This is a genomic window from Candidatus Frankia nodulisporulans, assembly GCF_902806475.1.
Classification (GTDB): domain Bacteria; phylum Actinomycetota; class Actinomycetes; order Frankiales; family Frankiaceae; genus Frankia; species Frankia umida.
This window is the reverse complement of the sequence record NZ_CADCWS010000013.1, coordinates 18848-41815: the sequence shown is the minus strand read 5'-3', so window position 1 is coordinate 41815 and position 22968 is coordinate 18848. Positions and strand designations below refer to the sequence as shown.

The window sequence follows — 22968 nt, the reverse complement described above, 5'->3', positions numbered from 1 at the left end:
CGCCGTAGTGGCGCAGTCCGTCCAGCGCGCGATCGGTGACGTTGTCCACCGGGCCGGTGGCGTCGATGCCGATCAGGATGCCCTTCTCGGCGTAGTAGGCCACCAGGGGCGACGTCTGGTCGGCGTACACCTCGAGGCGGTGGCGAACGGTCTCCGACCGGTCGTCGTCGCGCTGGAACAGATCGCCGCCACAGCGGTCACAGACATCCTCGACCGACGGCGGGTCGAAGTCGAGGTGCCAGATGTGCCCGCAGTTGCGGCAGGTCCGCCGCCCGGACAGCCGCCGCACCACCTCGTCGTCGTCGACGACGAGCTCGAGGACGACATCCAGCTTGGTCCCCATCGCGTCGAGCATCTGGCCAAGCACCTCGGCCTGCGGCACGTTGCGGGGGAAGCCGTCGAGCAGGAAGCCCTTGACCGCGTCGTCCTCGGCCAGGCGGTTACGGACCATGCCGATGGTGATCTCGTCCGGGACGAGGTCACCGGCGTCCATGTACGCCTTGGCCTTGACGCCCAGTTCCGTTCCCTGTCGCACGTTCGCTCGGAAAATGTCCCCTGTGGAGATCTTGGGGATCGACCGCGCCTGGGCGATGAACGCGGCCTGAGTACCCTTTCCGGCACCGGGCGGTCCCACCAGTACGAGGCGCACTACCGGAGGAAACCTTCGTAGTTGCGGAGCATGAGCTGGCTCTCGATCTGCTTCACCGTTTCCAGCCCCACCCCTACCATGATCAGGACCGAGGTGCCCGCGAACGGGAACGGCTGGTCCTTGGTCAGGTTCAACAGTGCCAACGGAAGTACCGTGATCACGCCGAGGAACAGTGACCCCGGCAGCGTGATCCGATCAAGTACGTGTTTGAGGTACTCCACCGTCGGGTTGCCCGGTCTGAGCCCAGGGATGAACCCACCGTACTTCTTCATGTTGTCGGCCACCTCCGTCGGGTTGAAGGTGATCGCAACATAGAAGTAGGTGAAGAAGATGATGAGTGCGAAGTATGTCACCAGGTAGAGCGGATGGTCGCCGCGTGAGAGATAACGCTGCTCGAAGTCCTGGAAGCCCTGGTTGCTCCACACCTGACCGATCAGCTGCGGCAGCTGGAGCAGGGAGGACGCGAAGATGACCGGGATGATCCCGGCCTGGTTAACCTTGATCGGCAGGTAGGTGGAGGTCCCGCCGTACATCCGCCGGCCGATCAGCCGCTTGGCGTACTGCACCGGGATGCGGCGCTGGGACTGCTCCACGAACACCACGAACACCACGATGGCGAGCCCCAGCAGGATCACCAGGCTGAACACCACACCACCGGCGACCTGGAGGATGCTGCTGCCCTCGGAAGGCAGCCGCGCCGCGATCGACGTGAAGATGAGCAGGGACATGCCGTTACCGATACCACGCGCCGTGATCAGCTCACCCATCCACATGATGACCGCGGTACCGGCGGTCATCGTGATCACGATGGTGGCGATTCGGAACAGACTCGTGTCCGGGATGATGGCCGCCGAGCAGCTCGGGAACAGCCGGCCGCTGCGCGCCAAGGCCACGATGCCGGTGGCCTGCAGGATGCCCAGGGCGATCGTCAGGTAGCGGGTGTACTGGGTGAGCTTCTGCTCGCCCGCGCTGCCTTCCTTCTTCAGCTGCTCGAGCCGTGGGATGACCACGACGAGCAGCTGGATGATGATGCTCGAGGTGATGTACGGCATGATGCCGAGCGCGAAGATGGACAGCTGGAGCAGCGCACCGCCGCTGAAGAGGTTGATCAGCGAGTACACGTTGCTGCCTTCGGCACTCGCCGCGTTCAGGCAGGTGTTGACCGCGCGGGTGGACACCCCGGGTGACGGCATGACGCTGCCGAACCGGAACAGCACCACGACCCCGACGGTGAACAGCAGCTTCTTACGCAGGTCAGGAGTGCGGAATGCCCGTGTGAAGGCGGTGAGCACGGCTCCTCCTGCTGGAGATGGCGGACCGACGGGGAGGGTGGACATTCTGCCCGGAACGGAGCACCGAAGTCGGCACCCGGCCGACATCGGTGAGGCGACTGTAACAGGACACGAGGTCCCCTCGTCCGGACATCACGTCCGGTAAGCAGCAGTAGCCGGAACGAACGGTGTGCCAGGCGGGTGCGACCGGCATCCGGGTCCGGACACACGTCGGGCGGGGGTCGCTGTACGCCACCCCCGCCCGTCTCAGCTTTCGGTGACACTCCCGCCGGCGGCCGCGATCTTCTCCCGCGCGGAGGCGGAGAACGCGTCCGCGGTGATGTGCAGCGCGACGCCGAGGTCGCCGTCGCCCAGCACCTTCACCGGCAGCTTGGCGCGTACCGCGCCGCGGGCCACCAGGTCGGCCTTGCTGACCTGGCCGCCGTCGGGGAACAGCTCGGCGAGGATGGCGACGTTCACCACCTGGTACTCGACCCGGTTCGGGTTGTTGAAGCCCTTGAGCTTGGGCAGCCGCATGTGCAGCGGCATCTGACCACCCTCGAACCGGGCGGGCACCTGCTTGCGGGCCTTGGAGCCCTTGGTGCCACGTCCGGCCGTCTTGCCCTTGGAGCCCTCACCACGGCCGACCCGGATCTTCTTGCGATGCGCTCCGGGTGCCGGGCGAAGGTGGTGCACCTTCAGGCCGCGGCCACGCTCGGCCTCGCCCGCCGTGGCGCCAGCATCGGCCTCGGTCTTCGACAGTTCGGCCATGGCTACGCGTCCACCTCCTCGACCCGAACCAGGTGGGTCACAGTCCTGATCATTCCGAGCACCTCGGGACGGTCCTCCCGGACCGTCGACGAGTTGATCTTACGCAGTCCGAGGGTGCGCAGCGTCGCCCGCTGGTTGTGGGTGCCGCCGATACCGGAACGGATCTGCGTGATGCGCAGCTTGGCCATCACGCACCCGCCCCGGCGGCTGCCGCCGCACGGGCCCGCAGCATGGCGGGCGGAGCGACGTCCTCGAGCGGCAGGCCACGGCGAGCCGCGATCTCCTCGGGCCGCATGAGGCCACGCAGAGCGGCCACGGTCGCGTGCACGATGTTGATCGGGTTCGACGAGCCGAGCGACTTCGACAGCACGTCGTGGACGCCGGCGCACTCGAGCACGGCACGCACCGGGCCGCCGGCGATCACGCCGGTACCCGGCGAGGCCGGCTTGAGCAGCACGACACCGGCCGCCTCCTCACCCTGTACCGGGTGAGGAATGGTCGAGCCGATCCGCGGCACCTTGAAGAAGTGCTTCTTGGCCTCCTCCACACCCTTGGCGATGGCGGCCGGCACCTCCTTCGCCTTGCCGTAGCCGATGCCGACCGTCCCGTCGGCGTCCCCGACGACGACCAGAGCGGTGAAGCTGAACCGACGACCACCCTTGACGACCTTGGCCACCCGGTTGATCGCGACGACCCGCTCGACGTAGGCGTTCTTCTCCTGGGCCGGGCCGCCGCCCGACCGGTCCCGGCGTTCCCGACGGTCCGAGCCGCCGGAGCTGCCGCCGCGGCGCTGCTGGCCTGGCATCTACAACATCTCCCTGTTCTGACTGTCCTGAATATCCCGCGTGATCGCGCGGGCCGGCGTGGCCGGTGCCTGGGCGGTCATCAGAAGTCCAGGCCGCCTTCCCGGGCCGCGTCGGCGAGAGCCGCGATACGACCAGCGTAGGTCCGTCCACCGCGGTCGAACACGACGGCGTCGACGCCGGCCGCCTTCGCCCGCTGGGCGACCAGTTCGCCGACCTTGCGGGCCTGGGCGCTCTTGTCGCCCTCGCCCTCGCGCAGTGTCACGTCCAGGGTGGACGCCGAGGCGAGGGTGTGCCCGGCCACGTCGTCGATGACCTGGGCGTAGATGTGCCGGGAGGAGCGGGTGACGACGAGCCGGGGGCGCGACGGGGTGCCCGCCACCTTCTTGCGCACGCGGGAATGCCGACGGAGCTTCGAGATCCGTCGCTTCGCGCTGACGCCAAGGCTCACTGGCATGATCTATCTCCTACTTCCCGGTCTTCCCGACCTTGCGGCGGACGACCTCACCCTGGTAGCGCACACCCTTGCCCTTGTAGGGGTCGGGCTTGCGCAGGCCGCGGATCTTCGCCGAGACCTCACCGACGAGCTGCTTGTCGATCCCGTGGACGACGAAGCGGGTCGGGGTCTGCACCTCGAAGCGGATGCCCTCGGGGGCCTTGACCGGGACGGGGTGGCTGTAGCCGAGCGCGAACTCGAGGTCCGAGCCCTTCGCCTGGACGCGGTAACCGACGCCGACGATCTCCAGGGTCTTGGAGTACCCGGCGGTGACGCCGGTGACCATGTTCGAGACCAGCGTGCGGGTCAGACCGTGCAGCGAGCGGGACCGACGGTCATCGTCGGGACGGGTCACAACAAGCTGACCCTCCTCCCGATTGACCGCGATCGGCTCGACGACGGTGTGGCTCAGGGTGCCCTTGGGCCCCTTGACCGTGATCGTGGGCCCCTCAACGGTGATGTCGACACCGCCAGGGACGGGAATGGGCAGGCGCCCGATCCGAGACATCGCTCGCCCTCCTTACCAGACGTAGGCGAGGACTTCCCCGCCCACGCCCCGCTTGTTCGCCTGCTTGTCGGTCAGCAGCCCCGACGAGGTCGAGATGATCGCGACACCCAGTCCCCCAAGAACCTTGGGGAGGTTGGTCGCCTTGGCGTAGACCCGCAGGCCCGGCTTGCTGATGCGCTTGATACCGGCGATCGAGCGCTCGCGGTTCGGCCCGTACTTCAGATCGATGACCAGCGTGTGGCCGACGCCGCCGGCCGAGGTCGCGTCCTCGACGTGCCAGCTGGAGATGTAGCCCTCCTGCTGGAGAATCTCGGCGATGTGCGTCTTGATCTTGCTGTGCGGCATGGCCACGCGGTCGTGGTACGCCCGGCTGCCGTTGCGGACACGAGTGAGCATGTCCGCGATGGGGTCGGTCATCGTCATGGGGTTACGCCTTTCTCACGGGGGTTCCCATCGGCTCCGAAGCGCTGCTCCGGCGGCCGGGTGTCGGGCCTACCGCGATCGGGAGGACGTGCGGGGGTGGTACGGAGGGAAGCCGAATGCTTCGAACTACCAGGAGCTCTTGGTGACGCCCGGCAGCTCGCCGCGGTGTGCCATCTGACGCAGGCAGACCCGGCAGAGTCCGAAGACCCGGTACACCGAGCGGGACCGCCCACAGCGCTGGCAGCGGGTGTATCCACGCACGGCGTACTTCGGCTTGCGATTCGACTTCTCGATCAGTGCCTTCTTGGCCATCTGTCTAGTTCTCCCGGAAGGGGAAGCCCAGCGCCCGCAGGAGCGCCCGGCCCTCGTCGTCGGTGGTCGCGGTGGTCACGACCGTGATGTCCATGCCCCGAATCCGGTCGATCCGGTCGATGTCGATCTCGTGGAAGATCGACTGCTCGACCACGCCGAACGTGTAGTTGCCCCGGCCGTCGAACTGCTTGGGCGACAGGCCGCGGAAGTCACGGATACGCGGCAGGGCGATGCTGACCAGCCGGTCGAGGAACTCCCACATCCGGTCGCCGCGCAGGGTGACCTTCGCGCCGATCGGCATACCCTCGCGCAGCTTGAACTGGGCGATGGACTTGGTCGCCCGACGCACGGCCGGCTTCTGGCCGGTGATGGCCGCCAGGTCCCGCACGGCGCCGTCGATGAGCTTCGCGTCGCGGGCGGCGTCGCCGACACCCATGTTCACGACAACCTTCACGACGCCGGGGATCTGCATGACGTTGGCGAAGGAGAACTCCTGTCGCAACGCCGGGGCGATCTCCTCGCGGTACCGCTGCTTGAGCCGCGGCACCGGACGGGCATCCGCGGTCCGGTCTTCGGTGGTGACAGTCATGTCTGAACTCGATTCCCCACTGCTCTCGACTGCTCGTCCGGCCTACAGCTCGGTGCCGGTACGCCGGGAGATGCGGACCTTGGTGCCGTCCTCGTTGATCCGGTAGCCGATGCGGGTGGGCCTGCCATCCGACGGATCAATGATCTGCACGTTGCTGACGTGGATCGGGGCCTCCTGGGTGATGATGCCCCCGGCCTGCGAACCACGCGCGCTCTGCTGGACGCGGGTGTGCCGGGTAATCCGGTTCGCACCCTCGACCAGGACCTTGTTCCGCTCCGGATACGCCCGGATGACCTTGCCCTTGAGGCCACGGTCCTTACCGGTGATGATCTGGACCGTGTCACCCTTCTTGATCTTCAGGCTGGCCACGGTCACAGCACCTCCGGCGCCAAAGAAATGATCTTCATGAACTTCTTGTCCCGCAGCTCGCGGCCGACCGGCCCGAAGATACGGGTGCCCCGGGGCTCGCCACCGTCCCGGATGAGCACCGCCGCGTTCTCGTCGAACCGGATGTAGGAGCCGTCCGGCCGGCGACGCTCCTTGGTGGTGCGCACCACGACCGCCTTGACCACGTCGCCGCGCTTCACGCCGGCGCCGGGCAGGGCATCCTTGACCGTGCCGACGATGATGTCGCCGATCCCCGCGTAACGACGCCCAGAGCCGCCAAGTACCCGGATGCAGAGGATCTCCCGCGCTCCGGTGTTGTCGGCGACCCGAAGTCGCGACTCCTGCTGAATCACTTTCTGCTCCTGATCACCCGGTACTACTGATCACCCGGTACCACTGACCAACCGGTACTGCCTGGCCGAGGGGCGTCGCCCCGGGTCGTGAGAACTACTTGGCCTTCTCCAGCACCCGGACGACCCGCCAACGCTTCGTGGCGGACAGCGGCCGGGTCTCCATCAGCAGGACGCGGTCGCCGACACCGGTGGTGCCGCTCTCGTCGTGCGCCTTGATCTTCTTGGTGCGGCGGATCGTCTTGCCGTACAGGGGGTGCTGCACCCGGTCCTCGACGGCGACGACGACGGTCTTGGTCATCTTGTCGCTGACGACCAAGCCCTCACGGACCTTGCGGAAACCGCGCTCGTCCGCCGTGGCGGTCTCGGAGGTCTCCTGCGAGGAGTTCTCGGTCTCTTCTGCCACTGCCCTCACGCCTTCGTCGCGTCGTCGTCAGCCGCGCCGGCGGCCAGCGCCGGATCGTCGGTGATGCCCAGCTCGCGTTCGCGCATCACCGTGTAGATCCGGGCGATGTCACGCCGCACGACACGCAGCCGGCGGTTGTTGCTCAGCTGCCCGGTCGCCGCCTGGAACCGGAGGTTGAACAGCTCCTCCTTGGCCTCCCGAAGCTTGTCGACGAGGTCCTCGCCGGACAGGCCGCGCAGCTCGTCCGCGGTAGCGACAGCCATCACGCACCACCTTCACGAACCACGAAACGGCACTTCATCGGCAGCTTGTGGATGGCTCGTCGCATCGCCTCGCGAGCCACCGGCTCGGCGACTCCCGACAGCTCGAACATCACGCGTCCGGGCTTGACGTTGGCGACCCACCACTCGGGCGAACCCTTACCGGAACCCATCCGGGTCTCGGCCGGCTTCTTGGTCAGCGGACGGTCCGGGTAGATGTTGATCCAGACCTTGCCACCACGACGGATGTGCCGGGTCATGGCGATACGGGCCGACTCGATCTGGCGGTTCGTCACATAGGCCGACTCGAGGGCCTGGATGCCGTACTCGCCGAAGGTGACCCGCGTGCCGCCCTTGGCCGCACCGGTGCGCCCGGGGTGGTGCTGCTTGCGGTGCGCGACCTTCCGAGGAATCAGCATGATCTACTCCTCCGCCTTCTCCGACGTGCCCGCGGCCGGCGTGGCGGCCGTCTCGGCGACGGTGGCGGTCGTGTCGGTGGTGGCCTCGCTCGCCGCCGCGGTCACGGACGCCTCGGGGGCGGCGGTCGCGGTGGCGGTCGTCGTCTCGGTCCCGGTCGCCTCGGCGGCGGTGGTCTCCGCCGGTGCCGCGTCGGTGCCGGCGGCCTCGGTGGCCGGCGCGTTACCGCCACGTCCGCCCCGACGCTCGTTGCGTGCGGCGGCGCGGCCGGCGTCCGTCCCACCCTGGGTGGTACCGGACGAACCCGAGCGCGGCCCGCGGCGCGGCCGGTCCCGACGGGTCTGGCGCAGCAGCGCGTCCTGGGCCTCGCGCTCGGCGCGGCTCTGCACGATGTCGCCCTTGTAGATCCAGACCTTGACGCCGATCCGACCGAAGTTCGTCCGGGCCTCGTAGAAGCCGTAGTCGATGTCCGCACGCAGCGTGTGCAGCGGCACCCGACCCTCGCGGTAGAACTCCGAACGGCTCATCTCGGCGCCGCCCAGGCGACCGGAGCACTGCACCCGGATGCCCTTCGCGCCGCCCTTCATCGCGGTCTGCATCGCCTTGCGCATCGCGCGGCGGAAGCTGACCCGGCTGGACAGCTGCTCGGCGACGCCCTGGGCGACGAGCTGCGCGTCCACCTCGGGGTTCTTCACCTCGAGGATGTTGAGCTGCACCTGCTTGCCGGTGAGCTTCTCGAGGTCACCGCGGATGCGGTCGGCCTCGGCGCCCCGGCGACCGATGACGATGCCCGGGCGGGCGGTGTGGATGTCCACCCGCAGCCGACCCTGGGTGCGCTCGATGTCGACCCGGCTGATCCCGGCCCGCTCCATGCCCCGCGACATCATCTTGCGGATCTTCACGTCCTCGCCGACGTACGCCTTGTACAGCTTGTCGGCGTACCAACGGGACGTGAACTCCGACGTGATGCCAAGTCGGAACCCGTGCGGGTTGACCTTCTGCCCCACTACCGGGCCCTCCTAGTCGTCTTGGCACCCCGGCCGGCCGCGGCGAGCGGCTCGCGGCTTTCCACCACGACGGTGATGTGGCTGGTGCGCTTGCGGATCCGGTAGGCCCGGCCCTGGGCGCGGGGCCGGATGCGCTTGAGCGTCGGCCCCTCGTCCACGTAGACCTCGGCGACCCACAGTGTGGCCGGGTCGAGGCCGTTGTTGTTCTCGGCGTTCGCGGCGGCGCTGGCGACGACCTTGTAGACGTCCTCGCTGGCCGCCTGGGGGGCGAAGCGCAGGATGTCGAGGGCCTCGCCGACCGAGCGGCCGCGCACCAGGTCGATGACCCGGCGCGCCTTCATCGGGGACACCCGCACGTACCGGGCGGAGGCCTTGGCCCCCGGCAGGCCGGCGCGGCTCAGGCCGTCGACGAGATCGTCAGCCACGACGTGACCTCCGGTCCTCCTTGACGTGCCCGCGGAAAGTCCGGGTCGGGGCGAACTCGCCGAGCTTGTGGCCGACCATGCCCTCGGTGATGAACACCGGGACGTGCTTGCGGCCATCGTGCACGGCGATCGTGTGCCCCAGCATGTCGGGGATCACGGTCGAGCGGCGCGACCAGGTCATGATGACGTGCTTGGTGCCCTTGGAGTTCTGCACGTCCACCTTCTTGAGCAGGTGGTCGTCGACGAACGGGCCCTTTTTCAGACTGCGTGGCATGGCTGTGTCTCCTCCTTCCTGCTCAGATCAGGTGGGACGACGGGTGGCTCACGGTAACCGTGATCCGGATGGGTGAGGTCACTACCGCCGCCTGTTCTGCTTGCGCCGACGCACGATCATCGCGTCGGAGGCCTTCTTGTGGGCGCGGGTGCGGCCCTCCGGACGACCCTTCGGGTTGACCGGGTGACGACCACCGGAGGTCTTGCCCTCACCACCACCGTGCGGGTGGTCGACGGGGTTCATCGCCACACCGCGGACGGTGGGACGACGGCCCTTCCAGCGCATCCGGCCGGCCTTGCCCCAGTTGATGTTGCTCTGCTCGGCGTTGCCGACCTCGCCGACGGTCGCCCGGCAGCGCACGTCGACGTTGCGGATCTCGCCCGAGGGCATCCGCAGCTGAGCGTACGGTCCGTCCTTCGCGACGAGCTGCACGCTGGCACCGGCGCTACGGGCGATCTTGGCGCCGCCGCCGGGGCGCAGCTCGATGGCGTGGATCACGGTACCGGTCGGGATGTTGCGCAGCGGCAGGGCGTTGCCGGGCTTGATGTCGGCGCCGACGCCGGAGCTCACCTGGTCGCCCTGCTTGAGCTTGACCGGGGCGATGATGTAGCGCTTCTCGCCGTCGGCGTAGTGCAGCAGTGCGATCCGGGCGGTGCGGTTCGGGTCGTACTCGATGTGCGCGACCTTGGCCGGCACCCCGTCCTTGTCCCGGCGGAAGTCGATGAGCCGGTAGGCCCGCTTGTGGCCGCCGCCCTGGTGCCGGGTGGTGATCCGGCCGTGGGCGTTGCGACCGCCCTTGGAGTGCAGCGGGCGGACCAGCGACTTCTCCGGGTGGTCCCGGGTGATCTCGACGAAGTCGGCCACGCTCGAGCCACGACGCCCTGGCGTCGTCGGCTTATACCTACGAATACCCATGGCTTCCTACCGTCCCTGGCCCGTCGAGGACGCACCCGCGGACGCGACGCAGCGCGCGCGCTCAGGCACCGGGGCCTCCGAAGATCTCGATCGTGTCACCGGGAGCAAGACTCACCAGGGCCCGCTTGGTCGCGGACCGCTGTCCCCAGCCGTGCTTGGTCCGCTTGCGCTTGCCCTGCCGGTTGATGGTGTTCACCCGCAGGACCCGCACGCTGAAGATCTGCTGAACGGCAAGCTTGATCTGGGTCTTGTTCGCGTCCGGGTGGACGATGAAGGTGTAGACGTTCTCGTCGAGCAGGCCGTAGCTCTTCTCCGAGACGACCGGCCGCAGGATGACGTCACGCGGGTCGGGAATCACTTGTTCTCCTCCGCCCCGGCCACGGTCCGCGGGGCCGGCCGGCTGTTGCGCTCGAGGAACGCGGCCAGCGCCTCCTCGGTGAAGACGACGTCGTCGCTGACCAGGACGTCGTAGGTGTTGAGCTGACCCGGGTCGAGCAGGTGCACCGTCTCGACGTTGCGCAGGCTCTTCCAGGTCAGTTCCTCGGAACGGCTGACGACGACGAGCACCCGGCGGGTGTCGGCGATCGCGTGCAGCGCCGTCACGGCGGACTTCGTCGACGGCTTCTCACCGGTGACCAGCGAGGCGACGACGTGCACCCGGTTGTTGCGGGCCCGGTCAGAGAGCGCACCGCGCAGCGCGGCGGCCTTCATCTTCTTGGGCGTGCGCTGGTCGTACTTGCGCGGCGTCGGGCCGTGCACCACGCCACCGCCGGTGAACTGCGGCGCCCGCAGTGAGCCCTGCCGGGCGCGCCCGGTGCCCTTCTGCCGGTACGGCTTGCGGCCACCGCCGCGCACCTCGCCACGGGTCTTCGTGTCGTGGGTGCCCTGGCGGGCAGCCGCGAGCTGGGCGACCACGACCTGGTGGATCAGCGGAACGTTCAGCGTCACGTCGAACACACCGCCGGGCAGCTCCACGCTGCCGCCGCCGTAGACCTCGACCGTGCGGGTCGTGGTGTCCGAGGTGGTCGCATCCGACTCGGATGCGGTCTGGACAGCGGTCATGCCGAGACCTCCTCGCCGCTACCGGCCGCGACCGGGGTGAAGTCGCCGGGCGCCGGGCGCTTGGCCGCGCTGCGCACGAAGACCAGACCGCCGTCGGGGCCGGGAACCGCGCCCTTGACCAGCAGGAACCCACGCTCGGTGTCGACGGCGTGGATGGTGAGCCCCGGCGTGGTGGTACGTGCGTGGCCCATACGACCGGCCATCCGCAGACCCTTGAACACGCGACCGGGGGTGGCGCAGCCGCCGACCGAACCCGGCGAACGGTGCTTGCGCTCGACGCCGTGCCCGGCGCCCAGGCCCTTGAAGCCGTGGCGCTTCATGACACCGGCGAAGCCCTTGCCCTTGGAGGTGCCGGTCACGTCGACGACCGTGCCGACGGTGAACACCTCGGTGCTCAGCTCTTGGCCGGCCTCGTACCTGGTCGCGTCCGCGGTGCGCAGTTCGACCAGGTGACGCCGCGGGGTGACGCCGCTGGTGGCGAAGTGCCCGCGGGTCGGCTTGTTGATCCGACGCGGGTCGATCTCGCCGTAGCCGAGCTGGACGGCCGCGTAGCCATCGGATTCCGGCGTCTTGACCTGCGTGACAACGTTGGGTCCGGCCTTGATGACGGTGACCGGCACGACGCGGTTGTTCGCGTCCCATACCTGGGTCATCCCGAGCTTCGTGCCCAGGAGCCCTCTGTAGTTGCGGATGAGCATGACTGCGCCGGCCCCTCTTACAGCTTGATCTCGATGTCGACGCCGGCGGGCAGGTCGAGGCGCATGAGCGAGTCGACCGTCTTCGGCGTCGGGTCAAGGATGTCGATCAGCCGCTTGTGCGTCCGCATCTCGAAGTGCTCGCGGCTGTCCTTGTACTTGTGCGGCGACCGGATGACGCAGTAGATGTTCTTCTCCGTCGGCAGCGGCACCGGTCCCGCGACCTGCGCACCCGTCCGGGTCACCGTCTCGACGATCTTCCGCGCCGAGCTGTCGATGACCTCGTGATCATAGGCCTTGAGCCGAATGCGGATCTTCTGTGCCGCCATGGTGGGCTTCGCCTGTCCTGTCTGTCTCGTTCGGCCGGTACCGCTACCGGGTCACCGCCCGTAGATCTCCGCCGTGCCGGGGGGCGCGGGGCGCCCGCCGCCGGCGGTGCGGGAATCTGCCGGTCTACCGCTGTCTCGTACCGGTCCCCCGCCGACGAAGTCGACGGCTCGGCCCGGGCTGGCAGTGCTGCTGTGCCGTCGCACCGCGGCCCGTGGGGGCAGCGGTGCGGGTGGGTGGGTCCGCGCGTGCGGACCCACCCACCCGCCGTACTACTTGAGAACCTTCGTGACCTGGCCCGCGCCGACGGTCCGGCCACCCTCGCGGATGGCGAAGCGCAGACCTTCCTCCATGGCGATCGGCTGAATCAGCTCGACCGTCATCTCGGTGTTGTCGCCCGGCATGACCATCTCGGTACCGTCCGGGAGGGTCACGACGCCGGTGACGTCCGTGGTGCGGAAGTAGAACTGCGGGCGGTAGTTCTTGAAGAACGGCGTGTGGCGGCCGCCCTCGTCCTTGTTCAGGATGTAGACGCGAGCCTCGAACACCGTGTGCGGGGTGATCGACTTCGGCTTCACGACGACCTGGCCGCGCTCGACGTCCTCACGCTTGATGCCGCGAAGGAGGAGTCCGACGTTGTCGCCGGCCTGGCCCTCGTCGAGCAGCTTGCGGAACATCTCGACACCGGTGACGGTCGTGGTGGTCGTCTCCGGCTTGATGCCGACGATCTCGATCGTCTCGCTGACCTTGACGATTCCACGCTCGATGCGGCCGGTGACAACAGTGCCACGACCGGTGATCGTGAAGACGTCCTCGATCGGCATCAGGAACGGCCGGTCGATCTCACGGACGGGCTCGGGGATCGACTCGTCGACCGCCGCCATGAGCTCGAGCAGCTTGGCGCCCCACTCCTTGTCACCCTCCAGCGCCTTGAGCGCGGAGACGCGGATGACCGGGACGTCGTCGCCGGGGAACTCGTACGAGCTGAGCAGCTCGCGGACCTCGAGCTCGACGAGCTCGAGGATCTCCTCGTCGTCGACCATGTCGGCCTTGTTCAGCGCGACGACGATGTAGGGCACACCGACCTGACGAGCGAGCAGCACGTGCTCCTTCGTCTGCGGCATGGGGCCGTCGGTCGCGGAGACCACCAGGATCGCGCCGTCCATCTGCGCGGCACCGGTGATCATGTTCTTGATGTAGTCCGCGTGACCCGGGCAGTCGACGTGCGCGTAGTGACGCGAGTCGGTCTGGTACTCGACATGCGCGATCGAGATCGTGATGCCGCGGGCCTTCTCCTCCGGCGCCTTGTCGATCTGGTCGAACGGCGTGAAGGGGTTGAGGTCCGGGTATGCGTCGTGCAGGACCTTGGTGATCGCAGCGGTCAGCGTGGTCTTGCCATGGTCGATGTGACCGATGGTGCCAATGTTGACGTGCGGCTTGGTCCGCTCGAACTTCTGCTTCGCCACGGGTGTCCCTCCAAGGACGGGTGGTGCCGTGCTGTGTTGTCGTCAGGTGGGGGTGTTGCTCACGCCGCGGAGACGGTCACTCCCCCCGCGCCTTGGCGATGATCTCCTTGGCGACGTTCGCGGGAACCTCGGCGTAGGAGTCGAACTGCATCGAGTAGCTGGCCCGGCCGGAGGTCTTCGACCGCAGGTCGCCCACGTAGCCGAACATCTCCGACAGCGGAACCGTGGCTCGCACGATGCGCGACCCGCCGCGCTCCTCCATCGCCTGGATCTGACCACGCCGCGAGTTCAGGTCGCCGATCACGTCGCCCATGTGGTCCTCGGGCGTCGTGACCTCGACGGCCATCAGCGGCTCGAGCAGAACCGGATCGGCCTTGCGGGCCGCGTCCTTGAAGACCATCGAACCAGCGATCTTGAACGCGAGCTCCGAGGAGTCCACGTCGTGGTACTGGCCGTCCAGGAGGGTGACCTTGACGTCGACCAGCGGGTAGCCGGCGAGCACGCCGAACTCCATGGCCTCCTGGCACCCGGCGTCCACCGAGGGGATGTACTCCTTGGGGATACGGCCGCCGGTGACCTTGTTCTGGAACTCGTACCCGCCGCCGTCACCGCCGGAGGGCTCGAGGCTGATGATCACACGAGCGTACTGGCCGGAGCCGCCGGTCTGCTTCTTGTGCGTGTAGTCGACCTTCTCCACCTTGCGGCGGACGGTCTCCCGGTACGCGACCTGCGGCTTGCCGACGTTCGCCTCGACACTGAACTCGCGGCGCATCCGGTCGACCAGCACGTCAAGGTGCAGCTCGCCCATACCCGCGATGATCGTCTGGCCGGTCTCCTCGTCGGTGCGGACCTGGAAGGTCGGGTCCTCCTCGGCGAGCCGCTGGATCGCGGTGCCCAGCTTCTGCTGGTCGGCCTTGGTCTTCGGTTCGATCGCGACGTGGATGACCGGAGCCGGGAACGTCATCGACTCCAGGATCACCGGCGCGGTCGGGTCGCAGAGCGTGTCACCGGTGGTGGTGTTCTTCAGCCCCACCACGGCGACGATCTGGCCCGCGCCGACACCGTCGCGGTCCTCCCGGTGGTTGGCGTGCATCTGCAGGATGCGCCCGATGCGCTCCTTGCGGTCCTTGGTGGAGTTCAGGACCGGGGAGCCACCGTTGATCCTGCCGGAGTAGACCCGGATGTAGGTCAGCTTGCCGACGTACGGGTCACTCATGATCTTGAAGGCGAGCGCGGAGAACGGCTCGCTCTCACTGGGCTCCCGGCGGACCTCGGCGGCCTCGTCGCTGACCGAGTGGCCAACCGTGGCACCGATGTCGAGCGGGTTCGGCAGGAAGTCGACCACCGCGTCCAGCATCGGCTGGACACCCTTGTTCTTGAACGCCGACCCGCACAGCACCGGGTTGATCTTGCTGGCGAGCGTGGCGCGCCGCAGCGCGGCCACGAGCTGCTCCTCGGTGGGCTCCTCGCCCTCGAGGTAGAGCTCCATGAGCTCGTCGTCGTTCTCGGCGACGGTCTCCACCAGCTTGTCGTGCCATTCCTGCGCGGCCTCGGCGTGATCGGCCGGAATGTCGACGGAGTCGTACGACGCGCCCTTGTCCTCCGACTGCCAGAGGAGACCCTTCATCCGGATCAGGTCGATGACGCCGCGGAAGTCCGACTCCACACCCCAGGGGAGCTGGATGACGGCGGGCGTCGCGTCAAGCCGGTCGACCATCATGTCGACGCAGCGGTGGAACTCCGCGCCGACCCGGTCCATCTTGTTGACGAAGGCGATCCGTGGGACGTCGTAGCGGTCGGCCTGCTTCCAGACCGTCTCACTCTGCGGTTCGACCCCGGCGACGGCGTCGAACACCGCGACCGCACCGTCAAGGACCCGCAGCGAGCGCTCCACCTCGACGGTGAAGTCGACGTGGCCAGGCGTGTCGATGATGTTGATGGTGTGGTCGCGCCAGATACAGGTGGTGGCCGCGGAGGTGATGGTGATCCCCCGCTCCTGCTCCTGCTCCATCCAGTCCATCGTGGCGCCACCCTCGTGGACTTCACCGATCTTGTAGTTCACACCGGTGTAGAAGAGGATGCGCTCGGTGGTGGTGGTCTTGCCCGCGTCGATGTGGGCCATGATCCCGATGTTGCGGGTCCTGGCCAGGGAGGAGTCTGCGTCAGAAGGCATCTCGAGCTACCAACGGTAGTGGGCGAAGGCCTTGTTGGACTCCGCCATCTTGTGGGTGTCCTCCCGGCGCTTCACGCTGGCGCCGAGACCGTTGCTCGCGTCGATGAGCTCGTTCATCAGCCGCTCGGTCATCGTCTTCTCGCGACGAGCTCGGGAGTAGCCGACGAGCCAGCGCAGCGCGAGGGTCGTGCTACGACCGGCCCGCACCTCCACCGGCACCTGGTAGGTGGCGCCACCAACACGGCGGCTGCGCACTTCCAGCGTGGGCTTCACGTTGTCCAGCGCCCGCTTGAGTGTGACGACCGGGTCGTTACCGGTCTTGTTCTTCGCACCCTCAAGCGCGCCGTACACGATGCGCTCGGCGACGGACTTCTTGCCGCTCATCAGCACCTTGTTCACCAGCGCGGTCACCAGCGGCGACCCGTATACCGGGTCGACGACGACGGCGTGCTTGGGCGCGGGCCCCTTGCGCGGCATCAGCCCTTCTCCTTCTTCGCGCCGTAACGGCTGCGAGCCTGCTTGCGGTTACGGACGCCCTGCGTGTCGAGGGCGCCACGAACGATCTTGTAGCGGACACCCGGCAGGTCCTTCACTCGGCCGCCACGCACGAGGACGATCGAGTGCTCCTGCAAGTTGTGGCCGACGCCCGGGATGTAGGCGGTGACCTCGATCCCGCTGTTCAGCCGGACACGTGCCACCTTGCGCAGCGCGGAGTTCGGCTTCTTCGGAGTGGTCGTGTAGACGCGGGTGCACACACCACGACGCTGAGGGCTCCCCTTGAGTGCCGGGGTCTTGGTCTTCTCGACCTTGTCCTGCCGGCCCTTGCGGACCAGCTGCTGGATCGTGGGCAACGCCGCTCCCGTTCCTGTCACGCCTCGTCGTACTGCCTTGGGCAACCAGACCGGTACCCGGCCTACCTGCATGTCCGCCTGCGCCCTGCACCCGAGCTGCCGGGAGTAACCCCGATACCGCCTGGTGTCGTCTGCTGACTCCGACCGGTTCCCCGACCCACGCGGTCGGGTGTGTCGCGCCCTCCGACCGTGCGAATCCAACAAGAAGATCCAGCTACGGTGTGGAAAGCACGCCTAACCCGCCCAGCCGCGTCGCGGAACCGAGCCCGACAGTCGCCGACGGCCGCCTGAGCGCTGGCATTTCACCAGCCTGCTCGGCACCACGGCGCCACATCGAAGTACGGGACGCACGCCAGAGCCACGCGGGCTCCGGCCACAGGCTTCAACAGTACTCCACGGCTGCACCGGGTGTCGAACAGGGTGCCGCCCGACCTCCGGCGCAGACACCGACATGCCCGCCGCGACAGCATCGCGGCTGGTGAGGAGCCTGGCGAACACCAAGAGCCAGCAATCCACTACCCGCATCACGGGGCGGCCGGACTCTTACGCCATCAGCACCAGGAGGACAGACACTCTGTTAGCCCGCGGCCGACCAGCGGCCGGCCCAGCAGCCAACCAGCAGCCGACCAGCAGTCGCTGGCACGCTGTACCAGACAGCACGATACCGGCAAACGAGGGGCCGCGGAACATGTCCGACCCAGTCGAGGCAAGGCCGACGGGCGCACCGCGGCCGACGCGCGCGCGAATCCTGGCCGCGCGGGGCAGCATCCTTCCCGATCTGCTCGCCCCGCGAACCGTGGTGCTGCTCTGCGGCATCAACCCGTCCCTGGAGTCCGGGGCGACCGGCTTCCACTTCGGTACCCCGAGCAATCGGCTCTGGCCGGCCCTGCAGCTGGCCGGCTTCACCCCACGTCGCCTGCACCCGAGCGAGACCGGTGAGCTGACCAGCCGTGGCATCAGCATCACCAACCTGGTCCAGCGCTCGACGGCCCGCGCCGACGAGATCGACGACGCCGAGATCCGCGCCGGCATACCCCGCCTCACCGCCCTGGTCGAACGGATCGAGCCGGATTTCGTCGCCTTCCTGGGTCTGGCCGCCTATCGGGTCGGTTTTCGCCGTCGCCAGGCCAGGGTGGGCCGCCAACCCGAGCGTCTCGGGTTGGCGGGGATCTGGCTGCTGCCCAACCCCAGTGGGCTCAACGCCCACTACCAGCTTCCCGACCTGGCCAGGGCCTACGGCGAGCTACGCCAGGCCGCCTACCCGCAGCCTTCCTGAGCCCCTGGGGCGACGTCCCCACCCCAGGGGACGAGAACTGGCAGTTCGGCTGTCAGGGAGCCCGGGAGCAGCCCTGCGGTCGGCGTCCAGAAGTCGTCGCCGGGTGGGGCCTCGAGCCGTCGGCGCTGCCCGTCGACGTCGAGGGCCAGCCGCCAGGAGTGCAGCAACGCCCGTCCGGTGGCGGTGCGGTCGAACAGGGGGTCACCGTCGATCGGATGACCGATCCAGGCCAGGTGGACGCGGATCTGATGGCGGCGCCCGCTGACCGGGGTCGCCGCCAGCAGCGTGAACTCGCCGCCCTCCCAGACCCGGACGAACGTCGTGACGGACGGGTAGACCCGGACATGGTCGAACGCCGCCCCCGACCGCACCGTCCAGCGCAGCGTGTCACCCGCGGGCTCGGCGAGGATGTCGGCGCGGTTGGCGGCGATGCGGACCCGGTTCTTGCGCCCGACGCTGAGCGGAAGGTCGATGATGCCGGCCGCGGGCAGACCGCGGGTGCGGGTGAGCGCCAGGTAGCACTTGTCGACGGTGCGCCGGGCGAACTGGCGGGTCAGGTCACCGTGAAAGCGTAGTTCGCGGGCGAACAGGATCAGCCCCGAGGTGACCTTGTCGATGCGGTGGACGGGGAAGAGCTCCTCGCCCAGCGCCGCGGCCAGGCGGACGAGGTCGGTGTCGTGGCGCTCCCCCATGACCGAGATCCCGGCGGGCTTGTCGAGCGCCAGCATCGTCTCGTCCTCGTGCACGAGGTGCCGCGCGCGCAGGCTCGCCCAGGTCCCCGTCTCCGCTGCCAAGGTCCTCACTCCTGTTCCCCTCCCACTTCCCCTCCCACCACGGGACGGCTTCCCACCACATGACGACGGCGGCCCGGTTCCCTCCGGGGAGAGAACCGGGCCGCCGGTCACAGCACCGTCGACCGACGCGCGCGGTAGCGAACCACCCGGCGCGTCGGATCAGCGGGTCAGCGGAAGTCGCCGGAGCTGCGGTAGTCGAACTCGTCGAGCGGAACGGCCTGGCCCGAGCCGGTCCCGAAGGCGCCGTACTCGACACTGCCGGCGTCCTCGTAGGCCCCGACGGAGTACATCGCCGCCCGTGCCTCCTCGGTCGGCTCCACCCGGATGTTGCGGTACCGGGAGATGCCGGTACCAGCCGGGATCAGCTTTCCGATGATGACGTTCTCCTTCAGACCGACGAGCGAGTCCGAGCGCGCGTTGATCGCCGCGTCGGTGAGCACCCGGGTCGTCTCCTGGAAGGAGGCCGCCGACAGCCACGACTCGGTGGCCAGCGACGCCTTGGTGATACCCATCAGCACCGGACGGGCCGAGGCCGGCTGACCGCCGATCTCCACCACCCGGCGGTTCTCCGACTCGAACCGGGCCCGCTCGCACAGCTCACCGGGCAGCAGCGCGGTCTCGCCGGACTCGAGCACGTTCACCCGCTTGAGCATCTGGCGGATGATGATCTCGATGTGCTTGTCGTGGATCGACACACCCTGCGAGCGGTACACCTCCTGGACCTGCTCGACCAGGTGGAGCTGGACCTGGCGCGGGCCGAGGATGCGCAGCACCTCGTGCGGGTCGACGGCACCGTCGACGACCTGGTTGCCGACCTCGATGCGATCGCCCTCGCGCACGCGCAGCCGGGAGCGGCGCGACACCGGGTAGGCGATCTCCTCGCTGCCGTCGTCGGGGACGACCACGACCTTGAAGGTCTTCTCGGTCTCCTCGATCTTCACCCGGCCGGAGACCTCGGTGATCGGGGCCTTGCCCTTGGGGCTACGGGCCTCGAACAGCTCGACGACACGCGGCAGACCCTGGGTGATGTCGTCACCGGCGACGCCACCCGAGTGGAAGGTACGCATCGTGAGCTGGGTGCCGGGCTCACCGATCGACTGGGCGGCGACGATGCCGACGGCCTCGCCGACGTCGACCAGCTTGCCGGTGGCCAGCGACCGGCCGTAGCACTGGGCGCACACACCCATCCGCGACTCGCAGGTCAGGGCGGAGCGGACCCGGACGTTCTCGATGCCGGCCTCGATGATCTGGCCGATCGCGACGTCGCCGGCGTCGGTACCGGCGGGCACGATGATCTCACCGTGCTCGTCGACGGCGTCGGAGGCGAGCGTGCGCGCGTAGGCCGAGGTCTCGGCGTAACGGTCGCGTACCAGGGTGCCGTCGGCGCCGCGGCTGGCGATCCGGGTGAGGATGCCGCGCTCGGTGCCGCAGTCCTCCTCGCGGACGATGACGTCCTGGCTGACGTCGACCAACCGGCGGGTCAGGTAGCCGGAGTCGGCGGTGCGCAGGGCCGTGTCGGCCAGACCCTTACGGGCACCGTGGGTCGAGATGAAGTACTCGACCACGGTGAGACCCTCGCGGAAGTTCGCCTTGATCGGCCGCGGGATGATCTCGCCCTTGGGGTTGGAGACCAGACCACGCATGCCGGCGAGCTGCCGGATCTGCATCATGTTTCCGGCGGCTCCGGAGTTGACCAGCACGTAGACCGGGTTGGTCTTCGGGAAGTTCGCCTCCATCGCCTCGGCGATCTTGTTGGTCGCCTCGGTCCAGATCTGGACCAGTTCGCTACGGCGCTCCTCGTCGGACAGGAAGCCGCGGTCGAACTGCTTCTGCACCCGGTCGGCGCGCTGCTCGTAGTCGTCGAGGATCTCGGCCTTGTTCGGCGGCGCGACGACGTCCTCGATGGCGACGGTGACCCCGGAGCGGGTCGCCCAGTAGAAGCCGGCGCTCTTGAGGGCGTCCAGCGTCGCCGCGACCTGGATCTTCGGGTACCGCTCGGCCAGGTCGTTGACGATCGCGGCCTGGGCCTTCTTGTTCAGCTGCTCGTTGATGAAGGGGTAGCCCTCCGGCAGCGCCTCGTTGAGCAGGCAGCGGCCGAACGTGGTCTCCAGGGTGAACACGTCCCCGGTGATCCAGTCCGCCGGCGGCGTCCACTCGGCCGGCGGGGTGGTGTCGCGCAGCCGGACGTTGATCCGGGCCTGCAGCGCGACATCCTTCGCGTCGTAGGCCATCTGCGCCTCGGCGACGGACGAGAACGACCGTCCCTCGCCGATCGCGCCCTCGCTCAGGGTCGACAGGTGGAACACACCGGTGACCATGTCCAGGGACGGCATGGCCAGCGGACGCCCGGATGCCGGCGAGAGGATGTTGTTGCTCGAGAGCATCAGGATGCGTGCCTCGGCCTGCGCCTCGGCGGACAGCGGCAGGTGCACCGCCATCTGGTCGCCGTCGAAGTCGGCGTTGAACGCGGTGCAGACCAGCGGGTGGATCTGGATGGCCTTGCCCTCGACCAGCTGTGGCTCGAAGGCCTGGATGCCCAGGCGGTGCAGGGTCGGCGCCCGGTTGAGCAGCACCGGGTGCTCGGTGATGACCTCCTCGAGCACGTCCCAGACCACGGGGCGGGCCCGCTCCACCATCCGCTTGGCGGACTTGATGTTCTGCGCGTGGTTGAGGTCCACCAGACGCTTCATCACGAACGGCTTGAACAGTTCGAGCGCCATCTGCTTGGGCAGACCGCACTGGTGCAGCTTGAGCTGCGGGCCGACCACGATGACCGAACGGCCGGAGTAGTCGACGCGCTTGCCGAGCAGGTTCTGACGGAACCGGCCCTGCTTGCCCTTGAGCATGTCGGACAGCGACTTCAACGGACGGTTACCGGGGCCGGTGACCGGGCGGCCGCGGCGGCCGTTGTCGAACAGCGCGTCGACGGCCTCCTGCAGCATCCGCTTCTCGTTGTTCACGATGATCTCGGGCGCGCCGAGGTCCAGCAGCCGCTTGAGCCGGTTGTTCCGGTTGATCACCCGGCGGTACAGGTCGTTGAGGTCGGAGGTCGCGAAGCGGCCACCGTCGAGCTGCACCATCGGCCGCAGGTCCGGCGGGATCACCGGAACGCAGTCGAGCACCATGCCCATGGGCGAGTTGCGGGTGATCAGGAACGCGGAGACGACCTTGAGCCGCTTGAGCGCGCGGGCCTTCTTCTGGCCCTTGCCGCTGCGGATGGTCTCGCGCAGCGAGTCCGCCTCGGCGGCCAGGTCGAAGTCGGCCAGCCGACGCTGCAGCGCCTCGGCACCCATGCCGCCGTCGAAGTACTGGCCGAACCGGTCGCGCAGCTCGCGGTAGAGCAGCTCGTCCGGCTCCAGGTCCTGGACCTTCATGTTCTTGAAGCGGTCGAAGACCCGGTCAAGGTCGTCGATCTTGCGCTGCGAGCGGTCGCGGATCTGGCGCATCTCGCGCTCGGCCGACTCGCGGACCTTGCGCCGCGCGTCGCCCTTGGCGCCCTCGGACTCGAGCTGGGCCAGGTCGGCCTCCAGCCGCTTCTGCCGGCTCTCGACCTCGGCGTTCTTGCGGTCCTCGAGCTGCTGCTTCTCGACGCCGATGCGGGCCTCGAGGGTGGGCAGGTCGCGGTGCCGCGCCTCCGTGTCGACCTTGGTGATCATGTAGGCGGCGAAGTAGATGACCTTCTCGAGGTCCTTCGGCGCCAGGTCCAGCAGGTAGCCCAGCCGGCTCGGCACACCCTTGAAGTACCAGATGTGGGTGACCGGGGCGGCGAGCTCGATGTGCCCCATCCGCTCACGACGGACCTTGGCCCGGGTCACCTCGACGCCACAGCGCTCGCAGATGATGCCCTTGAACCGGACCCGCTTGTACTTACCGCAGTAGCACTCCCAGTCCCGGGTCGGACCGAAGATCTTCTCGCAGAAGAGCCCGTCCTTCTCCGGCTTCAGGGTGCGGTAGTTGATGGTTTCCGGCTTCTTGACCTCGCCGTGCGACCACTGGCGGATGTCGTCCGCAGTGGCAAGACCGATGCGCAGCTCATCGAAGAAGTTGACGTCCAGCAAGAC

At 68.3% G+C, this 22968-nt stretch carries 30 protein-coding genes; 1 reads left to right on the top strand and 29 read right to left on the bottom strand.

What is annotated here, in order from left to right; all coding sequences use genetic code 11:
* The 27 genes from G6R24_RS03070 to rpsL all read right to left on the bottom strand — a co-directional run.
* Nucleotides 1-649 (bottom strand): adenylate kinase (locus G6R24_RS03070; protein ID WP_163547648.1); only part of this gene is annotated, 649 nt, incomplete at its 3' end.
* A complete protein-coding gene (secY, locus tag G6R24_RS03065; RefSeq protein WP_163547647.1) occupies nucleotides 649-1941 on the bottom strand; it encodes a preprotein translocase subunit SecY in 1293 nt (430 codons plus the stop codon). The genes G6R24_RS03070 and secY, both read right to left, overlap by 1 nt.
* A gap of 246 nt (nucleotides 1942-2187) precedes the next feature.
* On the bottom strand, nucleotides 2188-2691 hold the full coding sequence (rplO, locus tag G6R24_RS03060; protein WP_163547646.1) for a 50S ribosomal protein L15: 504 nt from the start codon (nucleotides 2689-2691) through the stop codon (nucleotides 2188-2190).
* A gap of 2 nt (nucleotides 2692-2693) precedes the next feature.
* Nucleotides 2694-2879 (bottom strand): 50S ribosomal protein L30, encoded by a 186-nt coding sequence (gene rpmD, locus G6R24_RS03055; protein ID WP_163547645.1) that lies wholly within the window; start codon nucleotides 2877-2879, stop codon nucleotides 2694-2696.
* Nucleotides 2879-3496 carry a 30S ribosomal protein S5 gene (gene rpsE, locus G6R24_RS03050; protein WP_163547644.1) on the bottom strand — a complete coding sequence of 206 codons (618 nt, stop codon included), beginning with the start codon at nucleotides 3494-3496 and terminating at the stop codon, nucleotides 2879-2881. The genes rpmD and rpsE overlap by 1 nt, the downstream gene beginning before the upstream one ends.
* 80 nt (nucleotides 3497-3576) lie before the next feature.
* A complete protein-coding gene (gene rplR / locus G6R24_RS03045) occupies nucleotides 3577-3951 on the bottom strand; it encodes a 50S ribosomal protein L18 (RefSeq protein WP_163547643.1) in 375 nt (124 codons plus the stop codon).
* 10 nt (nucleotides 3952-3961) lie between these two features.
* Nucleotides 3962-4498 (bottom strand): 50S ribosomal protein L6, encoded by a 537-nt coding sequence (gene rplF / locus G6R24_RS03040; RefSeq protein ID WP_163547642.1) that lies wholly within the window; start codon nucleotides 4496-4498, stop codon nucleotides 3962-3964.
* A 12-nt stretch (nucleotides 4499-4510) separates the two neighbouring features.
* Entirely contained in the window at nucleotides 4511-4921 is a 411-nt protein-coding gene (gene rpsH / locus G6R24_RS03035; protein ID WP_163547641.1) for a 30S ribosomal protein S8, read from the bottom strand.
* A gap of 126 nt (nucleotides 4922-5047) precedes the next feature.
* Nucleotides 5048-5233 carry a type Z 30S ribosomal protein S14 gene (locus tag G6R24_RS03030; RefSeq protein ID WP_009740515.1) on the bottom strand — a complete coding sequence of 62 codons (186 nt, stop codon included), beginning with the start codon at nucleotides 5231-5233 and terminating at the stop codon, nucleotides 5048-5050.
* Nucleotides 5234-5237: 4 nt separating this feature from the next.
* On the bottom strand, nucleotides 5238-5822 hold the full coding sequence (rplE, locus tag G6R24_RS03025) for a 50S ribosomal protein L5 (protein WP_163547640.1): 585 nt from the start codon (nucleotides 5820-5822) through the stop codon (nucleotides 5238-5240).
* A gap of 42 nt (nucleotides 5823-5864) precedes the next feature.
* On the bottom strand, nucleotides 5865-6191 hold the full coding sequence (rplX, locus tag G6R24_RS03020; RefSeq protein WP_248813309.1) for a 50S ribosomal protein L24: 327 nt from the start codon (nucleotides 6189-6191) through the stop codon (nucleotides 5865-5867).
* A gap of 2 nt (nucleotides 6192-6193) precedes the next feature.
* Complete coding sequence (rplN, locus tag G6R24_RS03015) at nucleotides 6194-6562, bottom strand: 50S ribosomal protein L14 (RefSeq protein WP_136446648.1); 369 nt, start codon at nucleotides 6560-6562, stop codon at nucleotides 6194-6196.
* Between the two features lie 94 nt (nucleotides 6563-6656).
* Nucleotides 6657-6974 carry a 30S ribosomal protein S17 gene (rpsQ, locus tag G6R24_RS03010; protein WP_163547639.1) on the bottom strand — a complete coding sequence of 106 codons (318 nt, stop codon included), beginning with the start codon at nucleotides 6972-6974 and terminating at the stop codon, nucleotides 6657-6659.
* Nucleotides 6971-7228 (bottom strand): 50S ribosomal protein L29, encoded by a 258-nt coding sequence (gene rpmC / locus G6R24_RS03005; RefSeq protein ID WP_163547638.1) that lies wholly within the window; start codon nucleotides 7226-7228, stop codon nucleotides 6971-6973. Before rpmC ends, rpsQ begins: the two co-directional genes overlap by 4 nt.
* Nucleotides 7228-7644 carry a 50S ribosomal protein L16 gene (gene rplP, locus G6R24_RS03000; RefSeq protein ID WP_163547637.1) on the bottom strand — a complete coding sequence of 139 codons (417 nt, stop codon included), beginning with the start codon at nucleotides 7642-7644 and terminating at the stop codon, nucleotides 7228-7230. The genes rpmC and rplP overlap by 1 nt, the downstream gene beginning before the upstream one ends.
* A 3-nt stretch (nucleotides 7645-7647) precedes the next feature.
* Nucleotides 7648-8649, bottom strand: a complete 1002-nt coding sequence (rpsC, locus tag G6R24_RS02995) for a 30S ribosomal protein S3 (RefSeq protein WP_163547636.1) — start codon at nucleotides 8647-8649, stop codon at nucleotides 7648-7650.
* Complete coding sequence (gene rplV, locus G6R24_RS02990) at nucleotides 8649-9074, bottom strand: 50S ribosomal protein L22 (protein WP_163547635.1); 426 nt, start codon at nucleotides 9072-9074, stop codon at nucleotides 8649-8651. The genes rpsC and rplV overlap by 1 nt, the downstream gene beginning before the upstream one ends.
* Nucleotides 9067-9348, bottom strand: coding sequence for a 30S ribosomal protein S19 (gene rpsS / locus G6R24_RS02985; RefSeq protein WP_163547634.1), 282 nt, complete (start codon nucleotides 9346-9348; stop codon nucleotides 9067-9069). Before rpsS ends, rplV begins: the two co-directional genes overlap by 8 nt.
* Before the next feature lie 81 nt (nucleotides 9349-9429).
* Nucleotides 9430-10263: a 50S ribosomal protein L2 gene (gene rplB, locus G6R24_RS02980; protein WP_163547633.1), complete on the bottom strand. Its 834-nt coding sequence runs from the start codon at nucleotides 10261-10263 to the stop codon at nucleotides 9430-9432.
* A 61-nt stretch (nucleotides 10264-10324) separates the two neighbouring features.
* Nucleotides 10325-10621 carry a 50S ribosomal protein L23 gene (rplW, locus tag G6R24_RS02975; RefSeq protein ID WP_163547632.1) on the bottom strand — a complete coding sequence of 99 codons (297 nt, stop codon included), beginning with the start codon at nucleotides 10619-10621 and terminating at the stop codon, nucleotides 10325-10327.
* Complete coding sequence (gene rplD, locus G6R24_RS02970) at nucleotides 10618-11325, bottom strand: 50S ribosomal protein L4 (RefSeq protein WP_163547631.1); 708 nt, start codon at nucleotides 11323-11325, stop codon at nucleotides 10618-10620. Before rplD ends, rplW begins: the two co-directional genes overlap by 4 nt.
* Entirely contained in the window at nucleotides 11322-12023 is a 702-nt protein-coding gene (rplC, locus tag G6R24_RS02965) for a 50S ribosomal protein L3 (RefSeq protein WP_163547630.1), read from the bottom strand. Before rplC ends, rplD begins: the two co-directional genes overlap by 4 nt.
* Before the next feature lie 17 nt (nucleotides 12024-12040).
* Nucleotides 12041-12349 (bottom strand): 30S ribosomal protein S10, encoded by a 309-nt coding sequence (gene rpsJ / locus G6R24_RS02960; RefSeq protein ID WP_007514815.1) that lies wholly within the window; start codon nucleotides 12347-12349, stop codon nucleotides 12041-12043.
* Between the two features lie 270 nt (nucleotides 12350-12619).
* Nucleotides 12620-13813, bottom strand: a complete 1194-nt coding sequence (gene tuf, locus G6R24_RS02955) for an elongation factor Tu (RefSeq protein ID WP_163547629.1) — start codon at nucleotides 13811-13813, stop codon at nucleotides 12620-12622.
* A gap of 76 nt (nucleotides 13814-13889) precedes the next feature.
* A complete protein-coding gene (gene fusA / locus G6R24_RS02950; protein ID WP_163547628.1) occupies nucleotides 13890-15986 on the bottom strand; it encodes an elongation factor G in 2097 nt (698 codons plus the stop codon).
* Between the two features lie 6 nt (nucleotides 15987-15992).
* A complete protein-coding gene (gene rpsG, locus G6R24_RS02945) occupies nucleotides 15993-16463 on the bottom strand; it encodes a 30S ribosomal protein S7 (protein WP_101832667.1) in 471 nt (156 codons plus the stop codon).
* Nucleotides 16463-16837, bottom strand: a complete 375-nt coding sequence (gene rpsL / locus G6R24_RS02940) for a 30S ribosomal protein S12 (RefSeq protein WP_009740532.1) — start codon at nucleotides 16835-16837, stop codon at nucleotides 16463-16465. The genes rpsG and rpsL overlap by 1 nt, the downstream gene beginning before the upstream one ends.
* 688 nt (nucleotides 16838-17525) lie before the next feature.
* On the opposite strand from rpsL, the gene mug reads away from it, so the two are divergent.
* A complete protein-coding gene (mug, locus tag G6R24_RS02935; protein WP_163547627.1) occupies nucleotides 17526-18113 on the top strand; it encodes a G/U mismatch-specific DNA glycosylase in 588 nt (195 codons plus the stop codon).
* Here mug and G6R24_RS02930 read toward each other — a convergent pair.
* Both G6R24_RS02930 and G6R24_RS02925 read right to left on the bottom strand, forming a co-directional pair.
* Nucleotides 18095-18841: an RluA family pseudouridine synthase gene (locus G6R24_RS02930; protein WP_163547650.1), complete on the bottom strand. Its 747-nt coding sequence runs from the start codon at nucleotides 18839-18841 to the stop codon at nucleotides 18095-18097. The two genes, mug and G6R24_RS02930, sit on opposite strands and share 19 nt — an antisense overlap.
* A 233-nt stretch (nucleotides 18842-19074) precedes the next feature.
* Nucleotides 19075-22965 (bottom strand): DNA-directed RNA polymerase subunit beta', encoded by a 3891-nt coding sequence (locus tag G6R24_RS02925; RefSeq protein ID WP_163547626.1) that lies wholly within the window; start codon nucleotides 22963-22965, stop codon nucleotides 19075-19077.
* Nucleotides 22966-22968: the final 3 nt, after the last annotated feature.